At 69.2% G+C, this 23,479-nt stretch carries 23 protein-coding genes; 10 read left to right on the forward strand and 13 right to left on the reverse strand.

Annotated features, from left to right (window positions below; translation table 11 throughout):
• The coding region (locus QZH52_RS35350) for a porin (protein WP_301815979.1) at nt 1–465 on the reverse strand (465 nt) is incomplete at its 3' end.
• Nucleotides 466–641: 176 nt separating this feature from the next.
• Between QZH52_RS35350 and QZH52_RS35355 the strand changes: the two genes are divergently transcribed.
• A complete protein-coding gene (locus QZH52_RS35355; protein WP_301815980.1) occupies nt 642–1,916 on the forward strand; it encodes a serine hydrolase domain-containing protein in 1,275 nt (424 codons plus the stop codon).
• Nucleotides 1,917–2,158: 242 nt separating this feature from the next.
• On the opposite strand, the gene QZH52_RS35360 is transcribed toward QZH52_RS35355, so the two are convergent.
• Nucleotides 2,159–2,761, reverse strand: coding sequence for a DJ-1/PfpI family protein (locus QZH52_RS35360; RefSeq protein ID WP_301815981.1), 603 nt, complete (start codon nt 2,759–2,761; stop codon nt 2,159–2,161).
• Nucleotides 2,762–2,824: 63 nt separating this feature from the next.
• Between QZH52_RS35360 and QZH52_RS35365 the strand changes: the two genes are divergently transcribed.
• Genes QZH52_RS35365 through QZH52_RS35375 form a run of 3 tightly spaced genes read left to right on the forward strand, consistent with a single transcriptional unit; the run spans nt 2,825 to nt 7,591 of the window.
• Entirely contained in the window at nt 2,825–4,159 is a 1,335-nt protein-coding gene (locus QZH52_RS35365; RefSeq protein WP_301815982.1) for an aminotransferase-like domain-containing protein, read from the forward strand.
• 52 nt (nt 4,160–4,211) lie between these two features.
• Entirely contained in the window at nt 4,212–4,931 is a 720-nt protein-coding gene (locus tag QZH52_RS35370) for an EAL domain-containing protein (protein ID WP_301815983.1), read from the forward strand.
• Complete coding sequence (locus QZH52_RS35375) at nt 4,928–7,591, forward strand: diguanylate cyclase domain-containing protein (protein WP_301815984.1); 2,664 nt, start codon at nt 4,928–4,930, stop codon at nt 7,589–7,591. Before QZH52_RS35370 ends, QZH52_RS35375 begins: the two co-directional genes overlap by 4 nt.
• Before the next feature lie 34 nt (nt 7,592–7,625).
• Here the strand turns inward: QZH52_RS35375 and QZH52_RS35380 are convergent, their stop codons facing one another.
• A complete protein-coding gene (locus QZH52_RS35380) occupies nt 7,626–8,654 on the reverse strand; it encodes a zinc-dependent alcohol dehydrogenase (RefSeq protein WP_301815985.1) in 1,029 nt (342 codons plus the stop codon).
• 152 nt (nt 8,655–8,806) lie between these two features.
• Here QZH52_RS35380 and QZH52_RS35385 point away from each other — a divergent pair, with 152 nt between their 5' ends.
• The 3 genes from QZH52_RS35385 to QZH52_RS35395 all read left to right on the forward strand — a co-directional run bounded on the left by QZH52_RS35385 (nt 8,807) and on the right by QZH52_RS35395 (nt 11,662).
• Complete coding sequence (locus QZH52_RS35385; RefSeq protein WP_301815986.1) at nt 8,807–9,400, forward strand: TetR/AcrR family transcriptional regulator; 594 nt, start codon at nt 8,807–8,809, stop codon at nt 9,398–9,400.
• 103 nt (nt 9,401–9,503) lie between these two features.
• A complete protein-coding gene (locus QZH52_RS35390) occupies nt 9,504–10,208 on the forward strand; it encodes an SDR family oxidoreductase (RefSeq protein WP_286520592.1) in 705 nt (234 codons plus the stop codon).
• A 29-nt stretch (nt 10,209–10,237) separates the two neighbouring features.
• Nucleotides 10,238–11,662 (forward strand): MFS transporter, encoded by a 1,425-nt coding sequence (locus QZH52_RS35395; protein ID WP_301815987.1) that lies wholly within the window; start codon nt 10,238–10,240, stop codon nt 11,660–11,662.
• On the opposite strand, the gene QZH52_RS35400 is transcribed toward QZH52_RS35395, so the two are convergent.
• A complete protein-coding gene (locus QZH52_RS35400; protein ID WP_301815988.1) occupies nt 11,659–12,768 on the reverse strand; it encodes an OmpA family protein in 1,110 nt (369 codons plus the stop codon). The genes QZH52_RS35395 and QZH52_RS35400 overlap by 4 nt on opposite strands.
• Before the next feature lie 323 nt (nt 12,769–13,091).
• Between QZH52_RS35400 and QZH52_RS35405 the strand changes: the two genes are divergently transcribed.
• On the forward strand, nt 13,092–14,258 hold the full coding sequence (locus QZH52_RS35405) for a hypothetical protein (RefSeq protein WP_301815989.1): 1,167 nt from the start codon (nt 13,092–13,094) through the stop codon (nt 14,256–14,258).
• A gap of 15 nt (nt 14,259–14,273) precedes the next feature.
• Here the strand turns inward: QZH52_RS35405 and QZH52_RS35410 are convergent, their stop codons facing one another.
• The 5 genes from QZH52_RS35410 to msrB all read right to left on the reverse strand — a co-directional run bounded on the left by QZH52_RS35410 (nt 14,274) and on the right by msrB (nt 17,023).
• Nucleotides 14,274–14,648, reverse strand: a complete 375-nt coding sequence (locus QZH52_RS35410) for a hydroxyisourate hydrolase (protein ID WP_301815990.1) — start codon at nt 14,646–14,648, stop codon at nt 14,274–14,276.
• Nucleotides 14,649–14,752: 104 nt separating this feature from the next.
• Nucleotides 14,753–15,112, reverse strand: a complete 360-nt coding sequence (locus QZH52_RS35415; RefSeq protein WP_301816022.1) for a c-type cytochrome — start codon at nt 15,110–15,112, stop codon at nt 14,753–14,755.
• A 41-nt stretch (nt 15,113–15,153) separates the two neighbouring features.
• Nucleotides 15,154–15,723: a ferritin-like domain-containing protein gene (locus QZH52_RS35420; RefSeq protein WP_301815991.1), complete on the reverse strand. Its 570-nt coding sequence runs from the start codon at nt 15,721–15,723 to the stop codon at nt 15,154–15,156.
• Nucleotides 15,724–15,725: 2 nt separating this feature from the next.
• Nucleotides 15,726–16,451 (reverse strand): RNA polymerase sigma factor, encoded by a 726-nt coding sequence (locus QZH52_RS35425; protein ID WP_301815992.1) that lies wholly within the window; start codon nt 16,449–16,451, stop codon nt 15,726–15,728.
• A 62-nt stretch (nt 16,452–16,513) separates the two neighbouring features.
• Nucleotides 16,514–17,023 (reverse strand): peptide-methionine (R)-S-oxide reductase MsrB, encoded by a 510-nt coding sequence (msrB, locus tag QZH52_RS35430; RefSeq protein ID WP_301815993.1) that lies wholly within the window; start codon nt 17,021–17,023, stop codon nt 16,514–16,516.
• Nucleotides 17,024–17,203: 180 nt separating this feature from the next.
• Here msrB and msrA point away from each other — a divergent pair, with 180 nt between their 5' ends.
• Nucleotides 17,204–17,959, forward strand: a complete 756-nt coding sequence (gene msrA / locus QZH52_RS35435) for a peptide-methionine (S)-S-oxide reductase MsrA (protein ID WP_301815994.1) — start codon at nt 17,204–17,206, stop codon at nt 17,957–17,959.
• Nucleotides 17,960–17,990: 31 nt separating this feature from the next.
• On the opposite strand, the gene QZH52_RS35440 is transcribed toward msrA, so the two are convergent.
• The 3 genes from QZH52_RS35440 to QZH52_RS35450 are packed head-to-tail and all read right to left on the reverse strand — an operon-like array spanning nt 17,991 to nt 20,941.
• Complete coding sequence (locus tag QZH52_RS35440; RefSeq protein WP_301815995.1) at nt 17,991–18,839, reverse strand: fumarylacetoacetate hydrolase family protein; 849 nt, start codon at nt 18,837–18,839, stop codon at nt 17,991–17,993.
• A gap of 52 nt (nt 18,840–18,891) precedes the next feature.
• On the reverse strand, nt 18,892–20,391 hold the full coding sequence (mhpA, locus tag QZH52_RS35445; RefSeq protein WP_301815996.1) for a bifunctional 3-(3-hydroxy-phenyl)propionate/3-hydroxycinnamic acid hydroxylase MhpA: 1,500 nt from the start codon (nt 20,389–20,391) through the stop codon (nt 18,892–18,894).
• The gene (locus QZH52_RS35450; RefSeq protein ID WP_301815997.1) at nt 20,384–20,941 is read right to left on the reverse strand and encodes a VOC family protein; all 558 of its coding nucleotides are present in this window, start codon (nt 20,939–20,941) and stop codon (nt 20,384–20,386) included. Before QZH52_RS35450 ends, mhpA begins: the two co-directional genes overlap by 8 nt.
• A gap of 152 nt (nt 20,942–21,093) precedes the next feature.
• Here QZH52_RS35450 and QZH52_RS35455 point away from each other — a divergent pair, with 152 nt between their 5' ends.
• Nucleotides 21,094–21,783 carry a glutathione S-transferase family protein gene (locus tag QZH52_RS35455; RefSeq protein ID WP_301815998.1) on the forward strand — a complete coding sequence of 230 codons (690 nt, stop codon included), beginning with the start codon at nt 21,094–21,096 and terminating at the stop codon, nt 21,781–21,783.
• Nucleotides 21,784–21,793: 10 nt separating this feature from the next.
• On the opposite strand, the gene QZH52_RS35460 is transcribed toward QZH52_RS35455, so the two are convergent.
• The gene (locus tag QZH52_RS35460) at nt 21,794–23,290 is read right to left on the reverse strand and encodes a DASS family sodium-coupled anion symporter (protein ID WP_301815999.1); all 1,497 of its coding nucleotides are present in this window, start codon (nt 23,288–23,290) and stop codon (nt 21,794–21,796) included.
• Nucleotides 23,291–23,479: the final 189 nt, after the last annotated feature.

Raw genomic sequence — 23,479 nt, forward strand, 5'->3', positions numbered from 1 at the left:
CGGGGTGTTGAAGCCGCTCGCGGTGGCGATCAGGTTGATGCCCACGCCGTTGGAGGTGAACGGATCCATCACGGCGTCGTTCCAGAAGGTGGGCGTGTAGTCCCGGCCGAGGCGGACCTCGCCCAGGGCGCCCGACAGGCTGACCGTGGAGCGGCGGTTGAAGGCCAGGCCGCCGCTGGGGGTGACGCCGTTGCCGGTGTCGTTGAGTATCCCGGCCTCGAGCCAGAAGCTGGCAGCGGCACCGCCGCCGAGGTCCTCGGTGCCGCGGAAGCCCACGCGGCTGCCGGTGTAGCCCGAGCTGTTCTGCCCGGTGCTGCTGGTCGTGACGCCGACGCCGAACGGCGTCTCGGCCTTGTTCGAATAGCCGCTGACCGTGGCGTCGACGACGCCGAACAACGTGACGGAGGACTGGGCGGAAGCGCCGCCGGCGGCGAGGACGGTCAGGGCGATCAGGGTTTTCTTCATGGGGTCTCTGCGGTGTTGGAAATAGGGCAAGGAAGTGAAGCGATCGAGCGCTGGCGAGGGCCAGCCTCGACCACCCGGTGCGCTTGCGGGACAGGCGGAATTCTGGAAGGGGGGGCGATTTGGATACCCCTCCTTGGCGGAGGGGGGGCAGGGCGGGGAAGGCCCGAGGGCCGCGCTTGTCCGGTGCGTCCGGATTGCTGTCCAATGCGCTGCACATCATCACTTCAGCGGGTCGAAGCATGAAGCTCGGCAAGATCATCCTCGGCGCGCTCGCGGTCGCCGCCATCGCCGGAACCGCGGGCTGGTTCAGCCTGGACAAGGAAACGCGCGGGCTGCTCGCCACGCTGCCGACCGACCGCGACCTGCTGTTCTGGAGCCAGCCGCAGCGCGACGCCGCCTTCCGGGCCCTCGATCGCCTGCCGGTGCTGGCCAAGGCCCATGTCGTCGCCGCTGGCGGCAAGCCCTCGCCGTTGCCGCCGGGCCCGCCACTGGCCCTGCCGCTGGATGTCGATGCCTACATGGCCCAGCAAAGGAGTGCCGCACTGCTGATCCTCCATGACGGCAGGCTGCGCCTGGAGCGCTATGGCCTGGGCTTCGACCGCGACGGGCGCTGGACCAGCTTCTCGGTGGCGAAGTCCATCACTTCCACGCTGCTCGGCGCCGCCGTGCGCGACGGCAAGATCCGCAGCCTCGACGACAAGGTCAGCGACTACATCCAGGAGATGAAGGGCTCGGCCTATGACGAGGTCAGCATCCGCCAGCTGCTGACCATGACCTCGGGCGTGCGCTGGAACGAGGACTACGCCGATCCGGACTCGGACGTGGCGCGCTTCAACAACCACCAGCCCGAGGAAGGCGTCGATGCGCTCGTGAGCTACCTGCGCAAGCTGCCGCGGGCAGTGCCGCCCGGCACGCGCTGGAACTACAGCACCGGCGAGACCAACCTGGTGGGCGTGCTGGTCGCGCGGGCGACGGGCAAGCCGCTGGCCAGCTACCTGTCGGAGAAGATCTGGGTGCCGGCCGGCATGGAGCAGCAGGCGACCTGGCTCCTGAGCCGCACCGGCCAGGAGATCAGCGGCTGCTGCATCCAGGCGGCCACGCGCGACTTCGCGCGCTTCGGGCAGTTCGTCCTCGACGGCGCGCGTGCCGGCGGGCAGCCCGTGGTGGCGGACGGCTGGCTGGCCGAGGCCACCACGCGACAGGCCGACATCGGGCAGCCGGGCCGAGGCTACGGCTTCCAGTGGTGGACCTACGACGACGGCAGCTTCGCGGCGCGCGGCATCTTCGGCCAGGGCATCTTCATCGATCCGAAGCGCAGGCTGGTGATCGCCTCCAACGGTGACTGGGCGGGCGGGGCCAACGACCGTGCCGACAGCGTGGCGCGAGAGGACTTCTACAAGGCGGTGCGCAAGGCGATCGACGACGAGTCAGCGGCTGCAGGAACTCGGTGAAGATTCGACTCAGGCAAGATCCCGCCTGGCGCGCTCGATGGGTCGAGCGGACGGCCTGAGTCCGACCTGCTCGGCGCGGCCGGCAGGCCCAGCGCCATCCGGCGGCCGTCGATCTCGACCGCCGTCCGCACGAGCGCCACGTCCGCCAAAGGCTCGGGCCGCACCGCCGCGGCCAGCGTGTTCGCGAAGTCGGTTTCGATCCAGCGGGTGGTGGGGCGTGGAGAAAGCCCCGGGGCTGAGCCCTATTGCGGCAGGTACGGTGCGATCTGCCTGAAGGCATTGGCGACGTACGCTTCCTTCTCGCCCACAGGCGCCACGTAGTGCAGCGCCGCCCTCGCGGCCTCGGGTCCTTCGGTACGGGCGATGATCCAGGCCGCAAGGTAGGGCGAGGCCAGGCAGCCACCCGCGGTGGCGACGTTGCCGCTTGCATGGAAGGGCTGGTTCAGGACTTCGACGCCGGCCGCCTGCACCCAGGGCCTGGTGGTCAGGTCGGTGCATGCCGGCACGCTGCCGAGCAGGCCGAGCCTGGCCAGGATCAAGGTGCCGGAACACTGGGCCGCGACCAGCTGCCGGCCGGGGTCGAGGGCCAGGCGCCCCATCAGCACGGAGTCGTCGACGACTTCCCGTGTCCGCACGCCGCTGCCGACGACGACGGCATCCGCATCTCGAGCGTCCGCCAGCGACGACTGGGCGCGCACGGTGACGCCGTTCATGGACGTGACTTCCGCCGTCGGGCAACACAGCGTCACGCGCCAACCAGGCTTCTTGATCCGGTTCAGGACGCCCAGGGCGATCAGCGAATCCAGTTCGTTGAAGCCGTCGAAGGTGAGGATGGCAATGTGCATGGTGTTGCCATCGTAGGCGCAGCGATCAATACAATCAAAGAATTGTCATGAATACACCGAGCGATGGCCGAAGCCCGATACAAGCAGCTGGTCGATGAACTCGCGGTCGAGATCCGCACCGGGCGTCTTCCGCCGGGTACGCGCCTGCCCACTCATCGCCGGCTGGCCGAGCGCCACGGCCTGGCCCTGGTCACGGCGTCGCGCGTGTATGCCGAGCTCGAGGCCATGGGCCTGGTCAGCGGCGAGGTCGGGCGTGGCACCTTCGTTCGCGAGGCGGCGCTTCCCTACGGCCAGGGCGTCGACCAGCAGGCCGTGGCGGCGGGCCTGGTGGACCTGAACTTCAACTACCCGTCGCTGCCGGGACAAGCCGAACTGCTGCGCGCTGCCCTGCGGCAGATCGCAGCCGGCGGCGATCTGGAAGCGATGCTGCGCTATGCGCCCCATGGCGGGCGCATGCACGAGCGCGCCTGCGTCGCCCGGCACCTCGCGTCGCGGGGGCTGGCGGCCGAGGCGTCGTCGGTACTGATCGTGGACGGCGCGCAGCACGGCCTGGCGGTGACGGTCATGGCGCTGCTGCAACCGGGCGACGTGGTCGCGGTCGACGCCCTGACCTACCCTGGATTCAAGGTCCTGGCCGAGGCCCAGCGGCTGGAACTGGCGCCCGTTCCGGCCGCGGGGCAGGGGCCCGACCTCGACGCGCTGGAGCGCCTCTGCGCCCGGCGTCGGGTTCGGGCCGTCTACACGATGCCGACCCTGCACAACCCGCTCGGCTGGGTGATGAGCGCGACCCGTCGCCGCCGCCTGGCCGCGATCGTCCGGCAGCACGGCCTGCTCGTCATCGAGGACGCGGCCTATGCCTTCCTGGCCGACAACGCGCCGCCGCCGATGGCGATGCTGGCGCCGGACCACACGGTCTATGTCTCGGGCCTGTCAAAGAGCGTGGCGACCGGGCTGCGCGTGGGCTTCGTCGTCGCGCCCCAGGCCTGGGTGCCGAGGATCGAGCGCGCGATCCGGGCCACCACCTTGTGCGCGCCGGGCGTGACGACGGCGATCGCCTGCGGCTGGCTGGAGGACGGCACGGTCGGCCGGCTCGAAGCCGAGAAGCGACAGGACGCCGCGCGGCGCCAGTCGATGGCCGGCGCCGCGCTCGCCGGCCTGCGCTGCGTGCGCCATCCGTCGTCGTACTTCGCCTGGCTGCCGCTGCCCGAAGAGGTCCGCGCCGACCGGGTCGCGACGGCGCTGATGCGCGAAGGGGTTTCGGTGTCGACGGCCGAGCCCTTTGCGACCTCGCGGCAGGTGCCGCACGCCCTGCGGCTGGCGCTCGGTTCGGTCGCGCTCGACAGCCTGGACAGTGCCTTGAGGGCGGTGCGGCGGGTGGTCGGGGAGTACGCCTTCTGAGGGCGCGGCGCCCCGCGCTCAAGTTTCGGCGCCGGGCGCCGATAGAGGAGAGATGGCTTTCCCCACCCTCCCCGCCTTCACCATGGCGTTCCAGCCCATCGTGGACGCCGACCAGCGCGCGGTCTTCGCCTATGAGGCGCTGGTGCGGGGGCTCGAGGGGGAGGGCGCGCTCGAGGTGCTGGGACAGGTCGGCCCCGAGCAGCGCTTCGCGTTCCACGAGGCCTGCCGCATGCGCGCCATCGAACTGGCGGCCGGGCTGGGCATGCGGGCCAAGCTGAGCCTCAACGTCATGCCCAACGACGTGGCCGGCCAGGAGCAGTGCTTTCGCAGCGCGATGGCCGCTGCGGCGCGCTTCGGCTTCCCGGTCGAACAGCTGATGTTCGAACTCACGGAGGGCGAACGGGTGCGGAACCTGCCCGGCCTGGCGGCGTCGTTCAAGACCTTCAAGCGCTACGGCTTCACCTCGGCGATCGACGACTTCGGCGCTGCCTACGCGGGCTTCGAGCTGCTAGCGGGCTTCCAGCCCGACATCGTGAAGGTCGACATGAGCCTGGTGCGGGGCGTCGATGCCGACCCGGTGCGCCTGGCCATCGTGCGCGGCTTCGTGCAGACCTGCGGCGAGCTGCGCGCGCGCGTCGTCGCCGAGGGCATCGAGACGCGCGAAGAGCTGCGCGCGTTGCGCGGCATCGGCGTCAAGCTGTTCCAGGGCTACCTGTTCTCCCGGCCCGTCATCGCGACCCTGCCGCCGATCGCATGGGACGCGGCGTCATGAAGCGCACGCGACTGAACCTGCCCACCCGGGCCGCGCTGTTGACGACCTCGCTGGTGCTGGTCCTGGTCGGCGCCACCGCGGCCTGGCAGTACCGGCAGTTGTCGAAGGGGTACACGGGGCTGCTCGGCCAGCAGCTCCACGGCCTCGCGCAAGCCGCCGCCGCGGACCTGGACTACAAGCTCGCGATGTACTTGGCGACGCTGTCGCGGGAAGCGCGGCGTGGCGATGCCGCGACCTTCTCCGAGCCCGGGCGGCGTGCGCCGTTTCTCGCGAACAGCGGCCTGCGCCCGATGTTCGACGGCATCGCCCTGATCGACGTCGCGGGCAACATCCTCCTGGCCGAGCCGTCACCGGTCGTCAAGGAGGTCAGCGTGGCCGACCGCGACTACTTCCGGCGCGCCCGCGACAGCGGGCTCGCCACGGTCTCGCAGCCGCTGAGCGCGCGCACCAGCGGCAAGTCGGCGGTGCTCATGGCGGTGCCGGTCAAGGACGCCGACGGCCGCGTGCTGGGCGTGCTCGGCGGCGGCCTGAACCTGCATCGGCCGAACATGCTGGGCAACCTGGCGGCGGCGCGCCTGAGCGGCGAGGGCTACTACATCGTCGACTCCGGCGGCGAGTCGCCGGTCTACGTCGTCCACCCCGACCCCGCGCGCGTGCTGCAGCCGGTGCAAGGCAAGGACGCCGGCAGCGAATGGCGTCAGCCCGGTGACCTCGAAAGCAGCGCGAAGATCGCGGCCACCGGCTGGAACGTGCATGTGGTGTTGCCGGCCCGGACCGCCTATGCGCCGCTGGCGAAGGCGCGCCGGGCGCTGCTGCTCCAGATGCTGCTGCTCGCGGCAGTGACCGGCACCCTGGTATGGGCCGGCACGCTGTGGCTGGTGCGTCCGCTCGGCTCCTTGCATTCGGTGATCCGGCACCTGCGCCGCAATCCCGACGCGCCGGTGTCGCTGGACGTGCGCGCGAACGACGAGTACGGCGACCTCGCGCGCGAGTTCGATGCGCTGATGACCGAGTTGCGCACGCAACGCAGCGAAAAGGCGGCGCTGACCGACGCCGCGCCGGTCGGCCTGTTTCGTTGCGACGAGCGGGGGCACATGGTGGACGTCAACGATGCCTACCTGGCCATCCACGGGATCGAGCGGGCACAAGCGGCCGATGGCTGGCTCGGGTGCGTGCGGCCCGCGCAACGCGAGGAGACATGGCGGCAATGGCTCGCGCGGGTGGCCAGCAACGAACCGTTCCAGTTGAAGCGCTGGATCCGGCGCCCCGACGGCAGCAGCGTGCTGGTGTCCCTGCAGATGCAGCCGATCGTTGCGGCCGGCCGGGTGGTCGGCCAGGTCGGCACCCTGATCGACATCACCGAACGCACGCTGGCCGAGCAGGCGCTGCGCACCCAGACCGCGATCTTCGAGATGACCACCGACTACGTGGTGCAACTCGACAAGCATGGCCGCCTGAGCTATATGAATCCGGCGGCGCGCCTGCGCACCGGCGTGGCCCAGGACGCGCCCGTCACGCATTTCACGATGGCTGACTTCATGCCGCCGGCCACCCTACTGCGGCTGCGGGAAACCATCGTCCCCACGGCCGTTTCCCGCGGCGTCTGGGTGGGCGAATCGGACATCTGCGGCGCCCATCCGGCGGACGTATTTCCGGTCAGCCACATGGTCATCGCCCACCGCGACAAGGCCGGCAAGATCGAACGCTTCTCGGGCATCATGCGCGACATCTCGGAAGCCAAGGCGACCGAAGTCGCGCTCTTCGAGAGCGAGGCGCGATTGCGCACCATCGCCGACGCGCTGCCGATGCGGGTGGCGTTCATCGACACCTCGCAGCGCTACAGGTTCGTGAACCGGGCCTACGAAGGTGCCTTCGGCATCCCGCGGGAGGCGATCGTCGGCCGGACGGTGAAGGAGCTGTTCGGAAGCCGCTTTCATTCCATCGAGGCCCACGTGGTCCGGGCCCTGCAAGGGGAGCCGGTCACGTTCCAGAGCGAGCTGGTCAGCGACGGCGGCTATGCCTGCTTCGAGTCGAACTACATTCCCCAGCGCGGCATCGACGGCAGCGTCCTCACGGGCTTCCACGCGGTCTCGACCGATGTCACGCGCCAGAAGCAGGAAGAGAAGCGCCTGCTGCAGCTCGCGCACGAGGATCCGCTCACAGGGCTGGCCAACCGCGCCGGCTTCAACCGGCGGCTCGAGGAAACGCTGGCGGCGGCGCCGGGGGGAGGCCGTGTGGCGGCCTTGATGTTCCTGGACCTCGACCGCTTCAAGCAGGTCAATGACCAGTTCGGCCACGGAACCGGCGATGCCTTGCTGCGAGAAGTGGCCGACCGGCTGGTCCAGGCCCTGCGGGCCCGCGATTTCGTCGCCCGCGTGGGCGGCGACGAGTTCACGGTGATCGTCGGGCAGGTGGCTGACGCCCAGACCGCGGCACGCATAGCGGCCAAGATCGTCGACGCCTTGAGCCGGCCCTACATGCTGAGCGGCTGCCGCGTCGACGTCAGCGCCAGCGTTGGGGTGGCCTTCCATGTCGCCGGCAGCGCGGCGACCGCCACGCAGCTGATGCTCGCCGCCGACGAGATGCTCTACCAGGCCAAGGGCGCGGGCCGCAACGACTACCGGCTGGCGGAGTTTCCCGCGGAGTGCGCGACGGCCTGAGGCGCGGATTCGCCAGGCCATCTGCACCGTGCGGTCAGCCGTCGGCCAGCTTCATCACGACGCGCCCTTCGATGGCGCCCTGTCGCATGCGATCGAAGATGCCGTTGACGTTCTCCAGCGTGTCTTCGGAGTAGACGGTGTGCACCTTGCCATCGCCGGCGAAGGCCAGGGCTTCCTGCAGGTCCATGCGGGTGCCGACGATCGAGCCTCTGATGGTTTTGGCGTTGAGCACGACGTCGAAGATCGGCAGGCCGAACTCGCCGGGCGGCAGGCCCACGAGCGACATCGTGCCGCGCTTGTGCATCATGCCCAGGGCCTGGTCGAAGGCCTTGCGCGAGGGCGCGGTGACCAGCACGCCGTGTGCGCCGCGCAGCGCGCGCTGCAGTTCGTGCGCCGGGTCCACCTTGCTGGCGTTGACGACGAGCTCGGCGCCGACCTTGCTGGCCAGCGCCAGCTTCTCGTCGTCGACGTCGACCGCGGCGACGTGGAAGCCCATCGCCTTGGCGTACTGCACCGCCATGTGGCCCAGGCCGCCCACGCCGGAGATCGCGATCCAGTCGCCGGGTTTGCAGTCGAGCACCTTCAGGCCCTTGTAGACCGTCACGCCCGCGCAGAGCACCGGCGCGATGGCCGAAAAGCCGATGTTCGACGGCAGGTGGCCGACATATCCCGGGTCGGCCTGCACGTATTCGGCATAGCCGCCGTTGACGGTGTAGCCGGTCATCTGCTGGCCGTCGCACAGCGTCTCCCAGCCGGTCATGCAATGCTCGCAGTGGCCGCAGGCGGTGTGCAGCCAGGGGATGCCCACGCGGTCGCCCTCCTTGACATGCTTCACACCGGCGCCGACTGCCGAGACATAGCCGACGCCTTCATGGCCCGGAATGAACGGCGGGCTGGGCTTTACCGGCCAATCGCCATCGGCGGCGTGCAGGTCGGTGTGGCAGACGCCGGAAGCCATGACCTTGACGACGATGCGGCCCGGCACGGCCTCGGGAACGGGGACCTCGTCGATCGTCAACGGCTGCTTGAAGGCGTGGACGACGGCGGCTTTCATGGTCGGCATGCTGTGCTCCTTGGTCGCGGCACGTGGCGAGGTTTTTCAATGTAGCGATCGGGTCGGCGCTTGTCCAGCCCGGTGGCGCCGCGCAGATTGACAACCGGCAATCGGCAGAATATGATTGCGATCATATTAATCCCGATTGGTACGAGCCCCTCATGAGCCGCACCCCGAACAGCCGCAAGGAAGAAACCCACGAGCGTATCGTCGCCGTGGCCGCTCGTGCGATCAGGGAGCGCGGCTATGCCGGCGTGGGCGTGGCCGATGTCATGAAGGAAGCCGGCCTGACGCATGGCGGCTTCTATGCCCATTTCGATTCGCGCGACGCCCTGCTGGTCGAGGCACTCGAACGAGCGGGCCGCGAGAGCGCCGAGGCCCTGGCCCTCGCCGCCGAACGGCGCGCTCGCAGGGGCGTGAGCGCATTCCGCGCGCTGGTCGAGACCTACCTGGCGGATTCGAACCTGGCATCGCTGGCGTGCGGCTGCCCCGTGGCTGCGCTCGGCTCCGACATGCCGCGCCAGTCCGAGGCCGTGCGCGAAGCCTCCGCCCATCGGGTACGGCGCCTGATTGCCGGCGTGCGCGGCGCCCTTCCAGACGCGCCACGCGCGGCGGCCGCGGCGGTGGCCGGCACCCTGGTCGGCGCCCTGCAACTGGCGCGGGCGCTGGGCGACGGCGAAGAAGCGCGCGCGGTGCTGGCGGATGCGCGCAAGTCGCTGCTCGCGCAGTACGAACCGCCCGCCGCCGCCCACTGAACCCTGCCGACATCCTGCCATCGCCATGCTTCCCCTATTAATATGACATAAATCATATTGTTTGTTCCCTCCCACCACCTTCACTCGTCCCAAGGAAGCCATCATGAAAATCAGCAACGCCACCGTCCTCGTCACCGGCGCCAATCGCGGCATCGGCCTGGCCTTCACCCGTGAGCTGCTGGCGCGCGGCGCCCGCAAGGTCTACGCCGGCGCCCGCGATCCGTCCAGCGTCACGCAGCCCGGCGTCGAGGCCATCCGCCTCGATGTCACGAAGCCCGACGAGGTCGCCGCGGCCGTGGCCCGCGCCGGCGACGTGACGCTGGTGATCAACAACGCCGGTGTCGCGCAGGTCGGCGGCTTTCTCGCGGCCGACAGCGAAGAGGTCGCGCGGCGCCAGTTCGAGACCAACTTCTTCGGCATGCTGCGCATGAGCAAGGCCTTCGCGCCGGTGCTGAAGGCCAACGGAGGCGGCGCGCTGCTCAACGTGCTGTCGATCGTCTCGTGGATCAATGGCGGCCAGCTCGCCGGCTATGCGGCGACCAAATCGGCCGCCTGGTCGCTCACCAACTCGTTGCGCCACGAACTGGCGCCCCAGAACACGCAGGTCCTGGCGCTGCACATGGCCTTCGTCGACACCGACCTGGCGCGCGGACTCGAGGGCCCGAAGACCAGTCCCGAGGACATCGTCAAGAGCGCCCTCGATGGCCTCGAGGCCGGTCTCGACGAGGTGCTGGCCGACGATCGCACCCGGCTGGTCAAGCAGGGCCTGACGGCCGCCACGCCTAGCTACCTGCCGACGCGCGCCTGAGCGCCGAGCCGAATCCGACGGACGACACGATGACGCTCGCCACCGCACCCACGGCTCCGGCTCCGGCCGCAGCCGCCCATCCACCCAAGGCCTCGCCCTGGCCGGTGTTCTGGGTCGCCAGCGTGGCGGCCTTCCTGGTCTCGCTCGACAGCACGATGCTGTATTCGGCCTTCGGCGCGCTTCGGACGGGGTTCCCGGACGCCAGCGCGGCCGAGATGTCGTGGGTGCTCAACGCGTACACGGTGGTCTATGCCGCCATGCTGATTCCCGCCGGCGGCCTGTCGGACGCCCACGGCCGCAAGCGAGTCTTCATGCTCGGCGTGTCGCTGTTCATCGCCGCCTCGGCCGCCTGCGGACTGGCCGGCAGCGTCGGCTGGCTGATCGCCGCGCGCGTGCTGCAGGCGGTTGGCGCCGCGCTGCTGACGCCGGCGTCGCTGTCGATCGTGCTGGCGGCCTTTCCGCAAAGCAGGCGAGCGGTCACCGTCAGCCTGTGGGGCGCGGTGGGCGGCTTCGCGGCGGCGGTCGGGCCGAGCCTGGGTTCCTTCGTGATCCAGACCATCGGCTGGCCCTGGGCCTTCTTCATCAACCTGCCGATCGGGGCCCTGTCGCTCTGGTGCGGCGCCTACCTGCTGACCGAGTCGACGCGATCGGCCCACCGGACCCGGATCGACGGGGTCGGAATGAGCCTGCTGATCGTTGCCGTGGGTGCGCTGACGCTGGCGATCGTCGAGTCCGAATCGCTGTACTGGTCGCGCGGGCAGCTGGCGGCCGTCGCGGCGACGGGCGCGATCGCGCTGGTGAGCTTCGTCATCTGGGCCCGCAACGTGCGCGCGCCGCTGATCGACCTGGCGCTGTTTCGCCACCCGACCTACAGCGCGGTCAATGCCGCGACGCTCACGTTCGGGATCGCGTTCGCGATGATGTTCTTCGCCTTCTTCTTCTACATGAGCAATGTCTGGCACTACAGCCAGGCACTCGCCGGCCTGGCGATCGCGCCGGGACCGCTGATGGTGATTCCGGTGGCCATCGTCACCGGCCGGCTCGCCGGACGCTACGGCCATCGGCCGTTCCTGGTCGGCGGCGCCTTGCTGTTCGCCGCCACCGGCCTGTGGTTCCTGCTGGTGCCCGGCACCGAGCCGGCCTATGCGACGCAGTGGCTCCCTGGCCTGTTCCTGAGCGGAGCCAGTGTCGGCCTGGTGATGCCCTCGCTGTCGGGCGCGGCGGTGAGCAAGCTGCCCGCCGCCCACTACGCGGTCGGCAGCGCGGTCAACCAGGCCACGCGCCAGATCGGGTCCGTGATCGGCGTCGCGATCACGGTGGTGCTGCTCGGCCACGGCGTGCTGCAGCGCGGCGACTTCGACGCCCTCTACAAGTGGCACATCGGTCTGGCGCTGCTGACGGCGCTGCTGTGCACGCTGGTCAACACTCGACCAGCGGCGGCGCCGCGCGCCTAGCCCGGCTGCTCGCCCGTGGCGCGGATCTCCACGCGGCGGTTCGGCTCGAAGCAGGCGATGAGCGCGGTGCGGGTCTTCGCCTTGCCCTGGGCCCTGCAATCGGCTTCGGTGACCTTCAACTCCGAGAAACTGCGGCCTTCGGTCGTGATGATGTTGGCCGGGACGCCTTGGGCGACCAGGTAGTCGCGCACGGAGTTGGCCCGCGCCAGCGACAGGCGCTGGTTGAACTCGTTGCTGCCGATCGGGTCGGTGTGGCCGACGATGGAGATCGCGCGCAACCGGATGCCCGAGGACTTGAGCTCCGCGAGCGTGTTGTCGATGCGGGTGCGGCCGGTGGGCGTCAGGTCCGACTTGGCGAAGGCGAAGGTGCCGTCGGCCTTGAGCTCGAAGTTGCGCGCAGCCGGCGGTGGCGGCGGCGGCGGCGGCATCGGTGCCGGCATGGCCGCCGGCGGAGCGGCTCGCGCCACCTGCGGGGGCGGCCCGAACGGAATCTGCAGGCCCACCGAGAACAGCCAGTCGTTCATGCTCTGCCGGTTGGCAGTCAAGCTGTTGTTGGCGTTGTCGACATAGCGATAGCGTGCGTCTGCCACCAGGCGGCCCCAGGAGGAAAACGGCCAGACGATGCCGACCCCCGCATTGGCCATGAAACTCGTGTGGCTGTCGTTGATTCCGAACGCCCGCTCCACCTTGTTGTCGATGGCGCCGATGCCGCCCACGAGATAGGGATGCACGGTGTTCGACTGCCAGCGGTTGATACCCAGGCGGCTCCAGGGGAACCACTGCGCGTCGAGCGTGCCGCTCCAATTCTTGTACTTGTTCGTGCTGTTGAAGACGCCGAAGTTGGTGCCGACGTTGCCGTCCAGTTCCTCGTACTGGCCACGCAGCTCGATGTTCCAACTCGGGCTGATCGGCTTGCCGATGGAGAAGCCTCCGCCCCAGCCGTTGTCGGCATTGCGGTCGCCGTCGGGATGCACGTAGCTGCCGAACGGCGTGATGTACCAGCGGTTGTCGAAGTACTGATCCGGTGCGAAGGTGGTCTGCGCGAGGCAGGCACCATACGGAAGGGCCAGCGCGCAGCAAGCTGCGAAAGTGCGTCGGACGAACATGAAAGCCTCACTTTGCTGATGTTGATGAGAGCCCTCGGCCGGAGCCAGTGGTGTGAAGCACGATAGGTGCGCGCAAGTCTGCGGGCCTGCCTACACGCAACCGGGTGTGTCTCAGTCGCGGCACGGCCACTTCCGGTTTCACTTCTTTCACGATGGAGCGAAACCTTTTGCGCAGCGGCCACGCTGGTGTCGCTCCGAAGAGGCGTTGCACCAAAGGGCAATTGCACCCCGGCGCCTTCACCGCCAACATCGGTTTCCTCGGCAGCCGCGGTGCGCGCAGGCGGCACGGCCGTGCTGTGCTCGAACAACAGGAGTGGCAGCGCATGCGCGTCTCGTTCAACAGGCACGGTCCGTTCTATCGCTGGCAGCGCCGCGTCGGCCTGCTGACCGACACCGATCTCGCGGCGGGTCGCCGTGCCGCGCTGTTCGTGGCCGTGGGGTGGATTCCCGCACTGGTCCTGGCCGCGTTCCAGGGCTTTGCCATCGACGCGCATCCGGAGCGCGCCATCCTGTTCGACTACAGCGCCTATGCCTACGCGTTCGCCATCGTGGCTTTCGTGTTGATGGAGCAGAGCTCGGATCAGCGCATGGCGCAGCTGGTCGGTCAGTTCGAGGACCGGGGAATCGTTCCATCGGCATCGCGAAGCGGCTTTGCCAAGGCCCGCGCGAACATGGAGAGGCGCACCGGGTCGTGGCTGGCCGAAGGCCTGATCCTCGTGCTGGCCTACCTGCTCTCCTGGCTGTGGCTCACGAAGGCCCCGATGTCTGCCGCCGGCGGCACATGGCACGGGCGCATGGTCGACGGCACGCTCCAGCCGACCCTGGCCGGCTGGTGGGCCATGCTGGTCGCGCTGCCGCTGTACTGGTTCCTGCTCGGGCGCTGGCTGTGGCGCTTCGTGACATGGGGCTTGATGCTGCATGAGATCGCGCGCTGCGACATGCGCCTGGTCGCGACGCATCCCGATCGCTGCGGCGGACTCGCCTTCATGGGGCAGTACCCGAAGACCTATGTCCTGTTCGTGTTGGCCGAAAGCACGGTGGTGTCCGCCACGGTTCTCAAGCTGGTCGTGCACGGCGATGCCAGCCTGATGGGCTTCAAGTTCGCCCTGATCGGCATGATCGTCTTCTTCGCCATTGCCTTCGTCGCGCCCCTCGCGGTCTTCGCGCCCCGGCTCGTGGCCTTGAAGCACGCCGGTCTGGCGCACTACGGCTCACTGGCCAGCCAGCACAACATCGCCTTCGAGAAGAAGTGGATTTCGGCGACCAGGGCACTGCCGGCTGAAGAGATGCTGGGCTCGCCCGACCCGTCGTCGATGGCCGACTTCGCTGCCGGCTACGACCTGATCAAGCGCATGCTTCCGGTGCCGGTGACCCTGGAGAGCGTCATGCCGATCGTCCTTGCGGCGGTGCTTCCGCTGATTTGCGTGGCGGCCACGCAGATACCTCTTGCGCAGATCCTCGAGCAGGTCAAGACCTTGCTGCCTGTTTGAAGCTGGCCGGCAAGCTCAGGCGGCGCCGCGAAAGCAGGAAAGCCCCCAGGGGGTGAGCTTGACCGGCAGGTGGTAGTGCTGCGAAGGATCGGCCAGGCCGAAGCGAAAACACTGCACCTCCATGAAGGCCGGCTCGGGAAGCGCCTGTCCGCGCGCCCGGTAGTAGTCGCCCACGTGCAGTCGCATCTCGTAGACACCGATGTCGAACAGTTGGGCCTGCCCCTCGATGCCGTCCACCACGCCGTTGCGCCCCACCTTGCCGGCGACCAGCGGCTCCCAGCGCTCGGCCCGACCGCGTTCGCCGGTTTCCCTGCGCAGGACCTCGACCCGCATGCCGACCGCAACCACCCCGTTGGCCACGTCAACGACGTGGATCGACACAGCTTGCATTCTCGCTCCTTGCCTCCAGGCGCATGACGCGCGACAGGAGCGAATTTAACGGATGCCGGCGGAGTGCCGTCGGCTGGGGCCGGTCGACTTTTCTCGGTGCGTCTTCAGGACTGCGGCTTCGAGAGTGCGGCGCACGCCGGCGTGCCGTCGGCCTGCTTGAGATAGGCGATCAGGTCGGCGCGCTCGGCCGGGTCCGCGATCCCGGAATAGGTCATCGAGCTGCCGGGCACCACCGCCAGGGGCATGGCGAGGAAGCGGTCGAGCGTGGCGTCGTTCCAGACGATGCGGGACTTCTTCATCGCCTCCGAGTAGTCGAAGCCGGGCACGCTTCCGGCCAGCCGACCGAACAGGCCGCAGTGGTGCGGACCGACCCGGTCGCTGGCCAGCGCATGGCAGGCCTGGCAGCGGGCATAGACCTGTTCGCCGCGCAGCGCGTCCGGCGCGGCCTGCGCGGGCGCACCCATCCACGCGGCCAGCAGGCTGGCCGCCAATCGGCTGCAGGGCTTCACGACACGAAGGCCGACGGAACGGGCGCCTCGCCGATGGCCTGGCGCAGCACGGCCCAGTGCATCGCCTCGTCCCCGAGGATGCTGGCAGCGGCCTTGGCGAGATCAGGGTTGCCGAACAACGGAACCGCGCCGAGGTAGGCGCTCACCGCGCCCTGCTCGAGGCGGGCGGCGAAGCGCAGCACGTCGGCCTGCGACTTCAGCTGCTGCACCGGAAAGTCGTAGCTCGGCTTGGGCGTGGCCGGCTTGCCGCCCAGCTTGGCGACCGTCTTGGCCAGCAACTCTGCATGCTCCTTGTGGTGCCCCTGGAAGGTCAGCGCCAGCGCGAGCGTCGGCTTCTCCAGCAACTGGCTCTCGGCGCCCAGCTGGTAGGCGGCGATCGCCTCGAGTTCCGCACCCAGGGCGGTGTTGAGGATCTGGACGTCGTTGCCCGTCGCGCCGTCGGACTTGGCGGCCAGCGCGTCCTGCCCGGACAGCAGCGCGACCGCGGTCCCGGACAGGAGCAGGCCGGACTGGCCGAGGAACAGGCGCCGGGCGGCGATCGGGGCGGGCATTTGAAAGAACGACATGGCTAGTCTCCTGGTAGGTTGGGATCGATGACGGGCGGGTGAGCAGTGGCGGCAACTTCAGCGAGCACGTGCGCCACGATGCGGTCACAGCGCGCACCGTCGAACGAGAACGCATCGCCGAGCGCGACGTCGAGATCGCGCGAGAGGCCCTCGCGCAACAGGCTGCGGGCGCGGAAGAAGCGGGTGCGCACCGTGGCTTCCGCAAGCTGCAGCATGGCCGCGGTTTCGGTCACGCTCAGTTCCTGGACCGCGCGCAGCATGAACACCGTGCGATAGCTGTCCGGAAGCCGATCGATGCGAGCCTCCATGAGTCGTCGTATCTCGTCCCGCATGGCCAGTCCTTCGGGTCGGTCGCCGGGATCGTCCGCCATCCAGGGGGCGTCGCTATCGTCGGCGCCGATGGCGGTGTCCAGCGGAATCACCTGCGCGCTGCGCCGGCGCAGGCGTCCCAGCGATTCATTGATGACGATCCGGCTGAGCCAGGTGGCGAGCTGCGCGTGGTCGCGAAAGCTGCCGATCGCGCGCCAGGCACCGAGGTAGGCGTCCTGCAGTGCGTCTTCGGCATCGTCGTCGCTCTTGAGGATGCTGCGCGCGGTGCGGAACAGCAGCTGGTTGTGGCGGCGCATGATGCGCTCGAAGGCGGCCGCGTCGCCGTGTGCGGCCCGCAGGGCCAGTTCGTGGTCGGAGGCGGACTGCGGGGCGATGGGGTGGGGGGCGGTGTGTGGCATGGCTTCCTGCCCCCATTAGATGGGGCGATGAAGCCGGGCGTTTCAGTTTTCTTTGGAGCCGATCAGGCCGCGGCCGGCGTGAACTTGAGCGCCACCCCGTTCATGCAATAGCGCAGCCCGGTCGGCTTCGGCCCATCGTCGAACACATGGCCCAGGTGGCCGCCGCAGCGGTGGCAGTGAACCGCGGTGCGCACCATGCCGAAGGTCTTGTCCTCGGTCTGGCCGACGGCGTTCGGCAATGGCTGCCAGAAGCTCGGCCAGCCGGTTCCGCTGTCGAACTTGGTCTTCGAGGAAAAGACGTCGAGGCTGCAGCCGGCGCAGGCGAAGACACCGGCACGGTGCTCGTCGTTCAGCGGACTGGAATAGGGGCGCTCGGTTCCCTCCTTGCGCAGCACGGCGTACTGGCCGGGTGTGAGCAGCTTGCGCCACTCCTCGTCGGTGTGGGTCACCTCGAACTTCGCCGGCTCCGCCGCGATGGCGGAGCGCGGGCTCCAGCCCAGCGCGTTGGCGATCGCCAGCCCAAGCGTGGAGCTGCCGGCCAGCAGGGCAAAGCGTCTTCCTTGGGGGCGCATGGTCGTTCCTTTGCAAATCAGTGCATCCGACACATAGTTCGTCGTGCATCGGTCGGCGGTTACAGCCGGGGCCGCGACAACTTTCACGCCATGGGTGTAACCGGGAACCCGTGGCTCGCGAACTCACATCGAGCGGGACAGCCTCCCGAACGCAACCAACCCAGCGAAGGATGACGCCACATGAACAAGCCATCGACCCCCCCTGCGCCGCGTTTCGCCGGCGGCGCTTTCTTCTCGCGCCGTGCCGCGCTCGGCGCGGTCGCCGTGCTGGCGGGCGCGGCCGCCTTTCGGGTCGTCCCGTCGCTGGCGGCCGAGAGCGCGGTGGTGATCCCGGTGCCCGCCGACGACGCCGCTGCCGCGACGACGGCGACCGAAACCGCCGTCGTTGCCGGTGGCTGCTTCTGGGGCGTGCAGGGCGTGTTCCAGCACGTGAAGGGCGTGACCAATGCGGTCTCCGGCTATGCCGGCGGCGACGAGAAGACCGCCAAATACGAGTCGGTGGGATCCGGGCGCACCGGCCATGCCGAAGCGGTTGCGATCACCTACGACCCGAAGCAGATCAGCTACGGGCGCATCCTGCAGATCTATTTCTCGGTGGCCCACAACCCGACCGAACTGAACCGGCAGGGTCCGGACCACGGCACGCAGTACCGCTCGACGATCTTCGCGCAGAACGCGGAGCAGGCCAGGATCGCCAAGGCCTATATCGAGCAGCTCGACAAGGCCAGGAGCTTCGGCCAGCCGATCGCGACGACCATCGAACTGCAGAAGCGCTTCTTCCCGGCGGAGGCCTACCACCAGGACTATCTGACGCGCAACCCGACGCAGCCGTACATCGTGTTCAACGACCTGCCCAAGATCGAGAACTTGAAGAAGGTGTTCCCGGATCGCTACCGCGCCGAGCCGGTGCTCGTCGGCGGCCGCACCGCCGGTTGAGCAACCCCTGCGTCGCCGCTGCCGCGCAGGCCTATTCGGCCCGGATGCCGTTGCGCAGGATGCCGATGGCGTCGACCTCGATCTCCACGATGTCCCCGGGCTTCATCCAGACCGGCGGCGTGCGCTTGGCACCGACGCCGCCGGGCGTGCCGGTCACGATCACATCGCCGGCGGCCAGCGGCGTGAAGGCCGAGATGTGGGCGATCTGGCGCGGGATGCTGTGGATCAGCTTGTCGGTGGTGGTGCGCTGCATCTCCTGGCCGTTGAGCCGGGTCACCAGGGTCATCACCTGGCCGTCGCGGATCTCGTCGCGCGTCACCATCCACGGGCCGAAGCCGCCGGTGCGCCAGAAGTTCTTGCCCGCGGTCCATTGCGGCGTGGCCGATTGCCAGTCGCGGATGCTGCCGTCGTTGTAGCAGGCGTAGCCGGCGATGTGATCCCAGGCGTCCTGCTCGGCGATCCGGCGGCCTGCCTTGCCGATCACGACGGCGATCTCGCCTTCGTAGTCCAGCCGGGTCGACTCGGGCGGCAGCACGATGTCCTCGCCATGGGCGAGCTGCGACTCGGCCACGCGCAGGAAGAGGGTCGGCTGCTCGGTGATCTCGCGGCCGGTCTCGCGCACATGCTCGCCGTAGTTGAGCCCGACGCAGACGATCTTGCCCGGGTTGGGAATCACCGGCAGCAGCCGGACCTCGTCGAGCTTCGGCCCGGGCTCGGCCGCGGCGACGACCCGGGCCGCCTCGCCCAGCAGGCCGGCGGCGATCAGCGACTTCAGGTCGGCGGCGCGCTCGCCGAAGGCCCGGCGCAGGTCGACGACGCGGTCGCCGACGACCGCGCCATAGCTGTCGGCGCCGTCGTGTTGGTAGCTGATGAGTTTCATGGAATGCCTCTGTGTGCAGGTGGATCGGATGGGTGTGTGCCTGGCCGCGGGTTCATGGCGCGACCGGCAGGTATTGCGAGATGCGATCGAGGTCCGTCCCCGTGCGCGCCACGCCGACGATGTAGCGGTCGGGCCGCAGGATCACGGCCTGGGCCTCGTGGGCCTGCAGCCAGCGGTCGAGCAAGGTGTCGGGCCGGTCGATGACGATGGCGCCGGCGCGGCGCCAGCGTTCGGCCGTGGCCGGAGCGGCCGCTGCCAGGGCCCCGGCCCGGCCGATCACCGCGCTGCGCCGCCCGAGCAATTCGTCGAGCAGGCGGCCATCGTCGAGGCGCGGTTGCGGAAACGGCCGGCCGGCCGGCGTGCCGGGCGTGGCGTCGAAGGCCCCGGCGCCGAGCAACTGAGGGGGCAGCTCGAAAATCTCGGGCTGGGCGGTGCGGAATCTCGCGTCGCGCTGGGCGGCGAGTTCGGGGTCGGTGGTCTGGATGATGTTGCCCAGGCGCACCGCAAGTTCGATCAGCGCACGCACGTGCGGCGCGCGCTCGGACTCGTAGCTGTCCAGCAGTGCGGGCGGCGCTCCGTGCTTCAGCACGGCCTCGAGCTTCCACGCCAGGTTGGCGGCGTCTCGCAGGCCGGCGCACATGCCCTGGCCGAGGAAGGGCGGCGTCTGGTGGCAGGCGTCGCCGGCCAGCAGCAGGCGGCCCCGGCGCCAGCCTTCGGCAATGACCGAGTGGAAGGTGTAGATGGCGGCGCGCTCCAGTCGCGCCTGGTCGGGCCGCACCCAGGGGGCGACCATGCGCCACAGCGCGGCGGGCTGCACCATTGCGTCCCTGTCATCGTCCGGCAGCACCATGATCTCCCAGCGCCGCCGGCGGCCGACCACGTTGCAGTAGGTCATCGGCCGGGCCGGGTCGCAGTGCTGCACGGTATGCGTGGGCAGGGCGACGTCTTCCTCGAGCACGACATCGAACACCAGCCAGGGCTGCTTCAGGCCGAGGTCGACCATCCGGCTGCCCATGTGCTGGCGCACCGGCGAGCGCGCGCCATCGCAGCCGACCACGAAGCGGGCGCGGACGGCGGCGGTCTGCCCGTCGTCGAGGTTGCGCACCGTCAGCGTCGCGGCGTCTTCGTCCTGGGCCACGCCGACCACTTCGTGGCGCAGCCGCAGCTGCACGCCGGGATAGCGCGCCAGCCCGGCGCGCAGGACGGCTTCGAGCTCCGGTTGGTGGAAGTAGTAGTTGTTGGCGCAGCCGTGCGGGCCCAGCGCCGCCGTGCCGCCCCGGATCAGCATCGTCTCTCCGGCCGCGTTCACGAAGTGCATGCCCTGCTCGCCGGCCCGGGCGATGGCCAGGGCCGGCTCGCGCAACCCCGCGGCCTGGAGGATGCGCAGCACCTCGCCGTCGAAATGAATGGCCCTCGGGAGCGGGAAGATGCCGCCTTCCTTCTCGAGCACCAGCACCGACAGGCCGGCGGCGCCCAGCAGGTTGGCCAGGGTCGCGCCGGTCGGCCCGAGGCCGACGATCGCCACGTCGTGCACGCGCGCCGGCTCAGCCACGCTGGTCTTCCTGCATGCGACGCGCCACGTCGGCCTGCCATTGCGTACGGCTCATGAATTTCGGCAACCGCTTGGCGATGGCTTCGGCCTGCGCGAGGATGGCCTCGTCCGAGCGTGACAGGTCGATCGGCTCGCGCAGCGGCTGCTCGCAGTACCAGGGCGTGTCGACGAACAGCTCCAGCCGGTTGCCCTCGGGGTCCCGGCAGTAGACCGACACGGCGTTGCCGTGCGTGACCGGGTGCATGTCCAGCGCGCCTTCGGCCAGCAGGCGGTCGTGGAACAGGCGCAGCGTGGCGATGTCGGGGACGCGGAAGGAGATCTGGTTGACGACGTTGAAGCCGATCTCCCGGGGCCGTCCCGTGGCCAGTACCAGTTGATGATGCTCGGACGGGTCGCGGCTCAGGAACACCAGCTGGACCGGCCCGAGGTCGCCGGCGTCGGTCTCGGTGAATCGCAGGGCCCGCTTGTAGAAGGCGGCCATCCGCGGCAAGTCGGTCACGTAGAGGCCCATGTGGCTGAATTGCAGCTCCGACGGGTTCTGTTCTGGCATGGGTTGTCTCCTGGAGAAAAATATCGGCGTTCTGTTGGCTATTCTTCCGGAAAATTATGCATTGATTATCACAAAGTGACAATACACGAGTATTTTGCTCGCCGCCCGCCTGGCTTGACAACTTGCCGGATTCGCACAGGATGCGGGGCGCCATGACCGCCCTCACGCTGCACTACCACCCCCTCTCGTCCTACTGCCAGAAGGTGCTGATCGCGATCGACCTGCTCGGGGTCGAGGTCGACAAGCGGCTGCTCGACCTGGGCAACCCGGCCGAGCGCGATGCCTGGCTGGCGTTGTGGCCCACCGGCAAGATGCCCCTGCTCGTGGACCAGGGGCGGCCGGTCCCCGAATCGAGCATCATCATCGAGCACCTGCAGCACGGCCACGCCGCTGGCGGCCGCACGCTCGTTCCGCATGACGCCGCCGACGCGCTCGACGTGCGCCTGTGGGATCGGCTTTTCGACCTCTACGTGATGACGCCGATGCAGGCGTTCACGGCCGACCTGCTCAAGCCCGAGGGCGAGCGTGATCCACGCAGCGTGGCCCGGGCGCGGGACACCCTGTCGATGGCCTACGCCTTGATCGACCGCCGCCTCGAGGGCCGGACCTGGGTCGCGGGCGACGCGTTCAGCATGGCCGATTGCGCCGCCGCGCCGGCCCTGTTCTATGCCGCGACCTACCTGCCGCTGCCGCCGCAGCAGTCGCAGCTGTCGGCCTACTTCGAGCGCTTGATGGACCACCCGTCGGTCGCGGCCGTGATCGACCAGGCGCGGCCTTACTTCAAGTTCTATCCGGGGCGGGCCGGCCTGTCGCGCCGGTTCTTCGACCCGACGGCCGGCTGAGCGAGGGCCTTCAGGTCCAGCCGAGCCAGTGCCAGTAGGTGACGGCGAACAGCAGCATCAGCGCATAGCCCACGATCGTGACCGGCACGCCGACGCGCGCGAACTGCTTGCCGTTGAAGGTCTCGGTGCCCAGGCAGACCATGTTCTGGGGCGCGTTGATCGGCAGGATGAAGCCGAAGCTCACCGTGAAGCCGAGCAGCATGGTCATGCCGACCTTGTTGATGTCGCCCGGCAGGGTCTGCAGCACCGAGATCAGGATCGGCAGCAGCGCCGCGGTGAGGGCGGTGGCGCTGGCGAAGCCCAGGTGGATGACGATCAGGAAAGCCGACAGGATCGCGAACACCGCCACCGGCCCCTGCGTGGCCAGCCCCGAATGCGCGACCACGAAGCGCCCCAGCCACTGGCCCGCCTGCGTCGACAGCAGCGCCGTGCCCAGGCTGATGCCGACGCCGAAGACGATCAGCGTGCCCCACGGGATGCGCCCCTGCAGCGACTTCCAGTCCATCACGCCGAGCCGCGGCAGCATCAGGACCACCAGGCCGACATAAGTGATGGAGGCGGTGTCGATGTCATGCAGCTTGCCCTCGGTGGCCCAGAACAGCAGCAGGCCGACCGACACCGCGGCCAGCCGCTTCTGCGGGCCGGTCATCGGGCCGAGTGCCTCCAGGTCGCGCTGCACGGCTTCCTTGCCGCCGGCGATCGCCTCCGATTCGGGCGGCAGCAGCCAGCGGACCATGAAGTACAGCACGATCGACATCACGACGGCCCACGGCGCGCCGGCGATCAGCCACTGCAGCCAGCTGACGCGCTCGCCGAGCAGCTTGTCCATGAAGCCGACCGTGAGCAGGTTCTGCGCCGCCGCGGTCTGGATGCCGACGTTCCAGACGCTGGTGGCCATGGCCACCGTGATCATGATGCCGGCGGCGATGTTGGAGCGGCGGTCGACCCCGAAGGCGACGATGACGCCCATCATGATCGGCACCACGCAGGCGCTGCGCGCGGTGGCGCTCGGCACCACCAGCGACAGCACGATGGTGACCATGATGCTGCCGATCAAAATCCGCCGGGTGGTGGTGCCGATGATCGACAGCGTGACCAGCGCGATGCGCCGGTCCAGTCCGGTGATGGTCATGGCGGCGGCGATGCACAGGGCGGCGCCCACCAATGCCAGCGCCGTGCTCGAGAAGCCCGCGAGCGCCATGCCCAGGGCCTGGGACGTGCCATAGAGGCGTGAAGGATCGCCGACCTGCGGCGCCAGCCCGACCAGCGCCGCCATCAGCGAGGTGATCATGATGGCGCTGGCTTCGTAGCTCACCGACTCGCTGATCCAGACGATGATCGCGAACACCAGGATGGCGAGCATCCGATGCCCGGCGACCGGCAGGCCATCCGGCAAGGGGAGGGCCAGCACGGCCACCATGGCCAGCGCGGCGAGGTAGAGGCCCCAGGGCAGCGGCTTGCGCACCGCGGTTGCTCGCTGGCCCGGATCGTTGGTGGCAAGGCTCATCGACGGACCCCCTCCCGCGGGCCGGGTCGATCTTGGCGCAAGGGCGCCAGGAAGACAACCTGGTCGATCGTGACCTTGGCTTCCTTCAGCAACGACCAGGCCCTATGGCTCTTGTCGCTGGTGCCGGTGTGCATCCACGGAATGCCCCAATCCGACGTGCGCGTATACCGCCGTCGATGCCATGGCCCC

Origin of the sequence: Variovorax ginsengisoli, assembly GCF_030486595.1 — a bacterium.
Lineage (GTDB): Bacteria > Pseudomonadota > Gammaproteobacteria > Burkholderiales > Burkholderiaceae_C > Variovorax > Variovorax ginsengisoli_B.

What these genes read in the sequence shown, in the direction of transcription:
- QZH52_RS35360 (WP_301815981.1), bottom strand. Translation starts at nt 2,761, where the DNA reads ATGCACATTGCCATCCTCACCTTCGACGGCTTCAACGAACTGGATTCG.
- QZH52_RS35365 (WP_301815982.1), top strand. Translation starts at nt 2,825, where the DNA reads ATGGCCGAAGCCCGATACAAGCAGCTGGTCGATGAACTCGCGGTCGAG.
- QZH52_RS35370 (WP_301815983.1), top strand. Translation starts at nt 4,212, where the DNA reads ATGGCTTTCCCCACCCTCCCCGCCTTCACCATGGCGTTCCAGCCCATC.
- QZH52_RS35375 (WP_301815984.1), top strand. Translation starts at nt 4,928, where the DNA reads ATGAAGCGCACGCGACTGAACCTGCCCACCCGGGCCGCGCTGTTGACG.
- QZH52_RS35380 (WP_301815985.1), bottom strand. Translation starts at nt 8,654, where the DNA reads ATGCCGACCATGAAAGCCGCCGTCGTCCACGCCTTCAAGCAGCCGTTG.
- QZH52_RS35385 (WP_301815986.1), top strand. Translation starts at nt 8,807, where the DNA reads ATGAGCCGCACCCCGAACAGCCGCAAGGAAGAAACCCACGAGCGTATC.
- QZH52_RS35390 (WP_286520592.1), top strand. Translation starts at nt 9,504, where the DNA reads ATGAAAATCAGCAACGCCACCGTCCTCGTCACCGGCGCCAATCGCGGC.
- QZH52_RS35395 (WP_301815987.1), top strand. Translation starts at nt 10,238, where the DNA reads ATGACGCTCGCCACCGCACCCACGGCTCCGGCTCCGGCCGCAGCCGCC.
- QZH52_RS35400 (WP_301815988.1), bottom strand. Translation starts at nt 12,768, where the DNA reads ATGTTCGTCCGACGCACTTTCGCAGCTTGCTGCGCGCTGGCCCTTCCG.
- QZH52_RS35405 (WP_301815989.1), top strand. Translation starts at nt 13,092, where the DNA reads ATGCGCGTCTCGTTCAACAGGCACGGTCCGTTCTATCGCTGGCAGCGC.
- QZH52_RS35410 (WP_301815990.1), bottom strand. Translation starts at nt 14,648, where the DNA reads ATGCAAGCTGTGTCGATCCACGTCGTTGACGTGGCCAACGGGGTGGTT.
- QZH52_RS35415 (WP_301816022.1), bottom strand. Translation starts at nt 15,112, where the DNA reads ATGGGTGCGCCCGCGCAGGCCGCGCCGGACGCGCTGCGCGGCGAACAG.
- QZH52_RS35420 (WP_301815991.1), bottom strand. Translation starts at nt 15,723, where the DNA reads ATGTCGTTCTTTCAAATGCCCGCCCCGATCGCCGCCCGGCGCCTGTTC.
- QZH52_RS35425 (WP_301815992.1), bottom strand. Translation starts at nt 16,451, where the DNA reads ATGCCACACACCGCCCCCCACCCCATCGCCCCGCAGTCCGCCTCCGAC.
- msrB (WP_301815993.1), bottom strand. Translation starts at nt 17,023, where the DNA reads ATGCGCCCCCAAGGAAGACGCTTTGCCCTGCTGGCCGGCAGCTCCACG.
- msrA (WP_301815994.1), top strand. Translation starts at nt 17,204, where the DNA reads ATGAACAAGCCATCGACCCCCCCTGCGCCGCGTTTCGCCGGCGGCGCT.
- QZH52_RS35440 (WP_301815995.1), bottom strand. Translation starts at nt 18,839, where the DNA reads ATGAAACTCATCAGCTACCAACACGACGGCGCCGACAGCTATGGCGCG.
- QZH52_RS35450 (WP_301815997.1), bottom strand. Translation starts at nt 20,941, where the DNA reads ATGCCAGAACAGAACCCGTCGGAGCTGCAATTCAGCCACATGGGCCTC.
- QZH52_RS35455 (WP_301815998.1), top strand. Translation starts at nt 21,094, where the DNA reads ATGACCGCCCTCACGCTGCACTACCACCCCCTCTCGTCCTACTGCCAG.
- QZH52_RS35460 (WP_301815999.1), bottom strand. Translation starts at nt 23,290, where the DNA reads ATGAGCCTTGCCACCAACGATCCGGGCCAGCGAGCAACCGCGGTGCGC.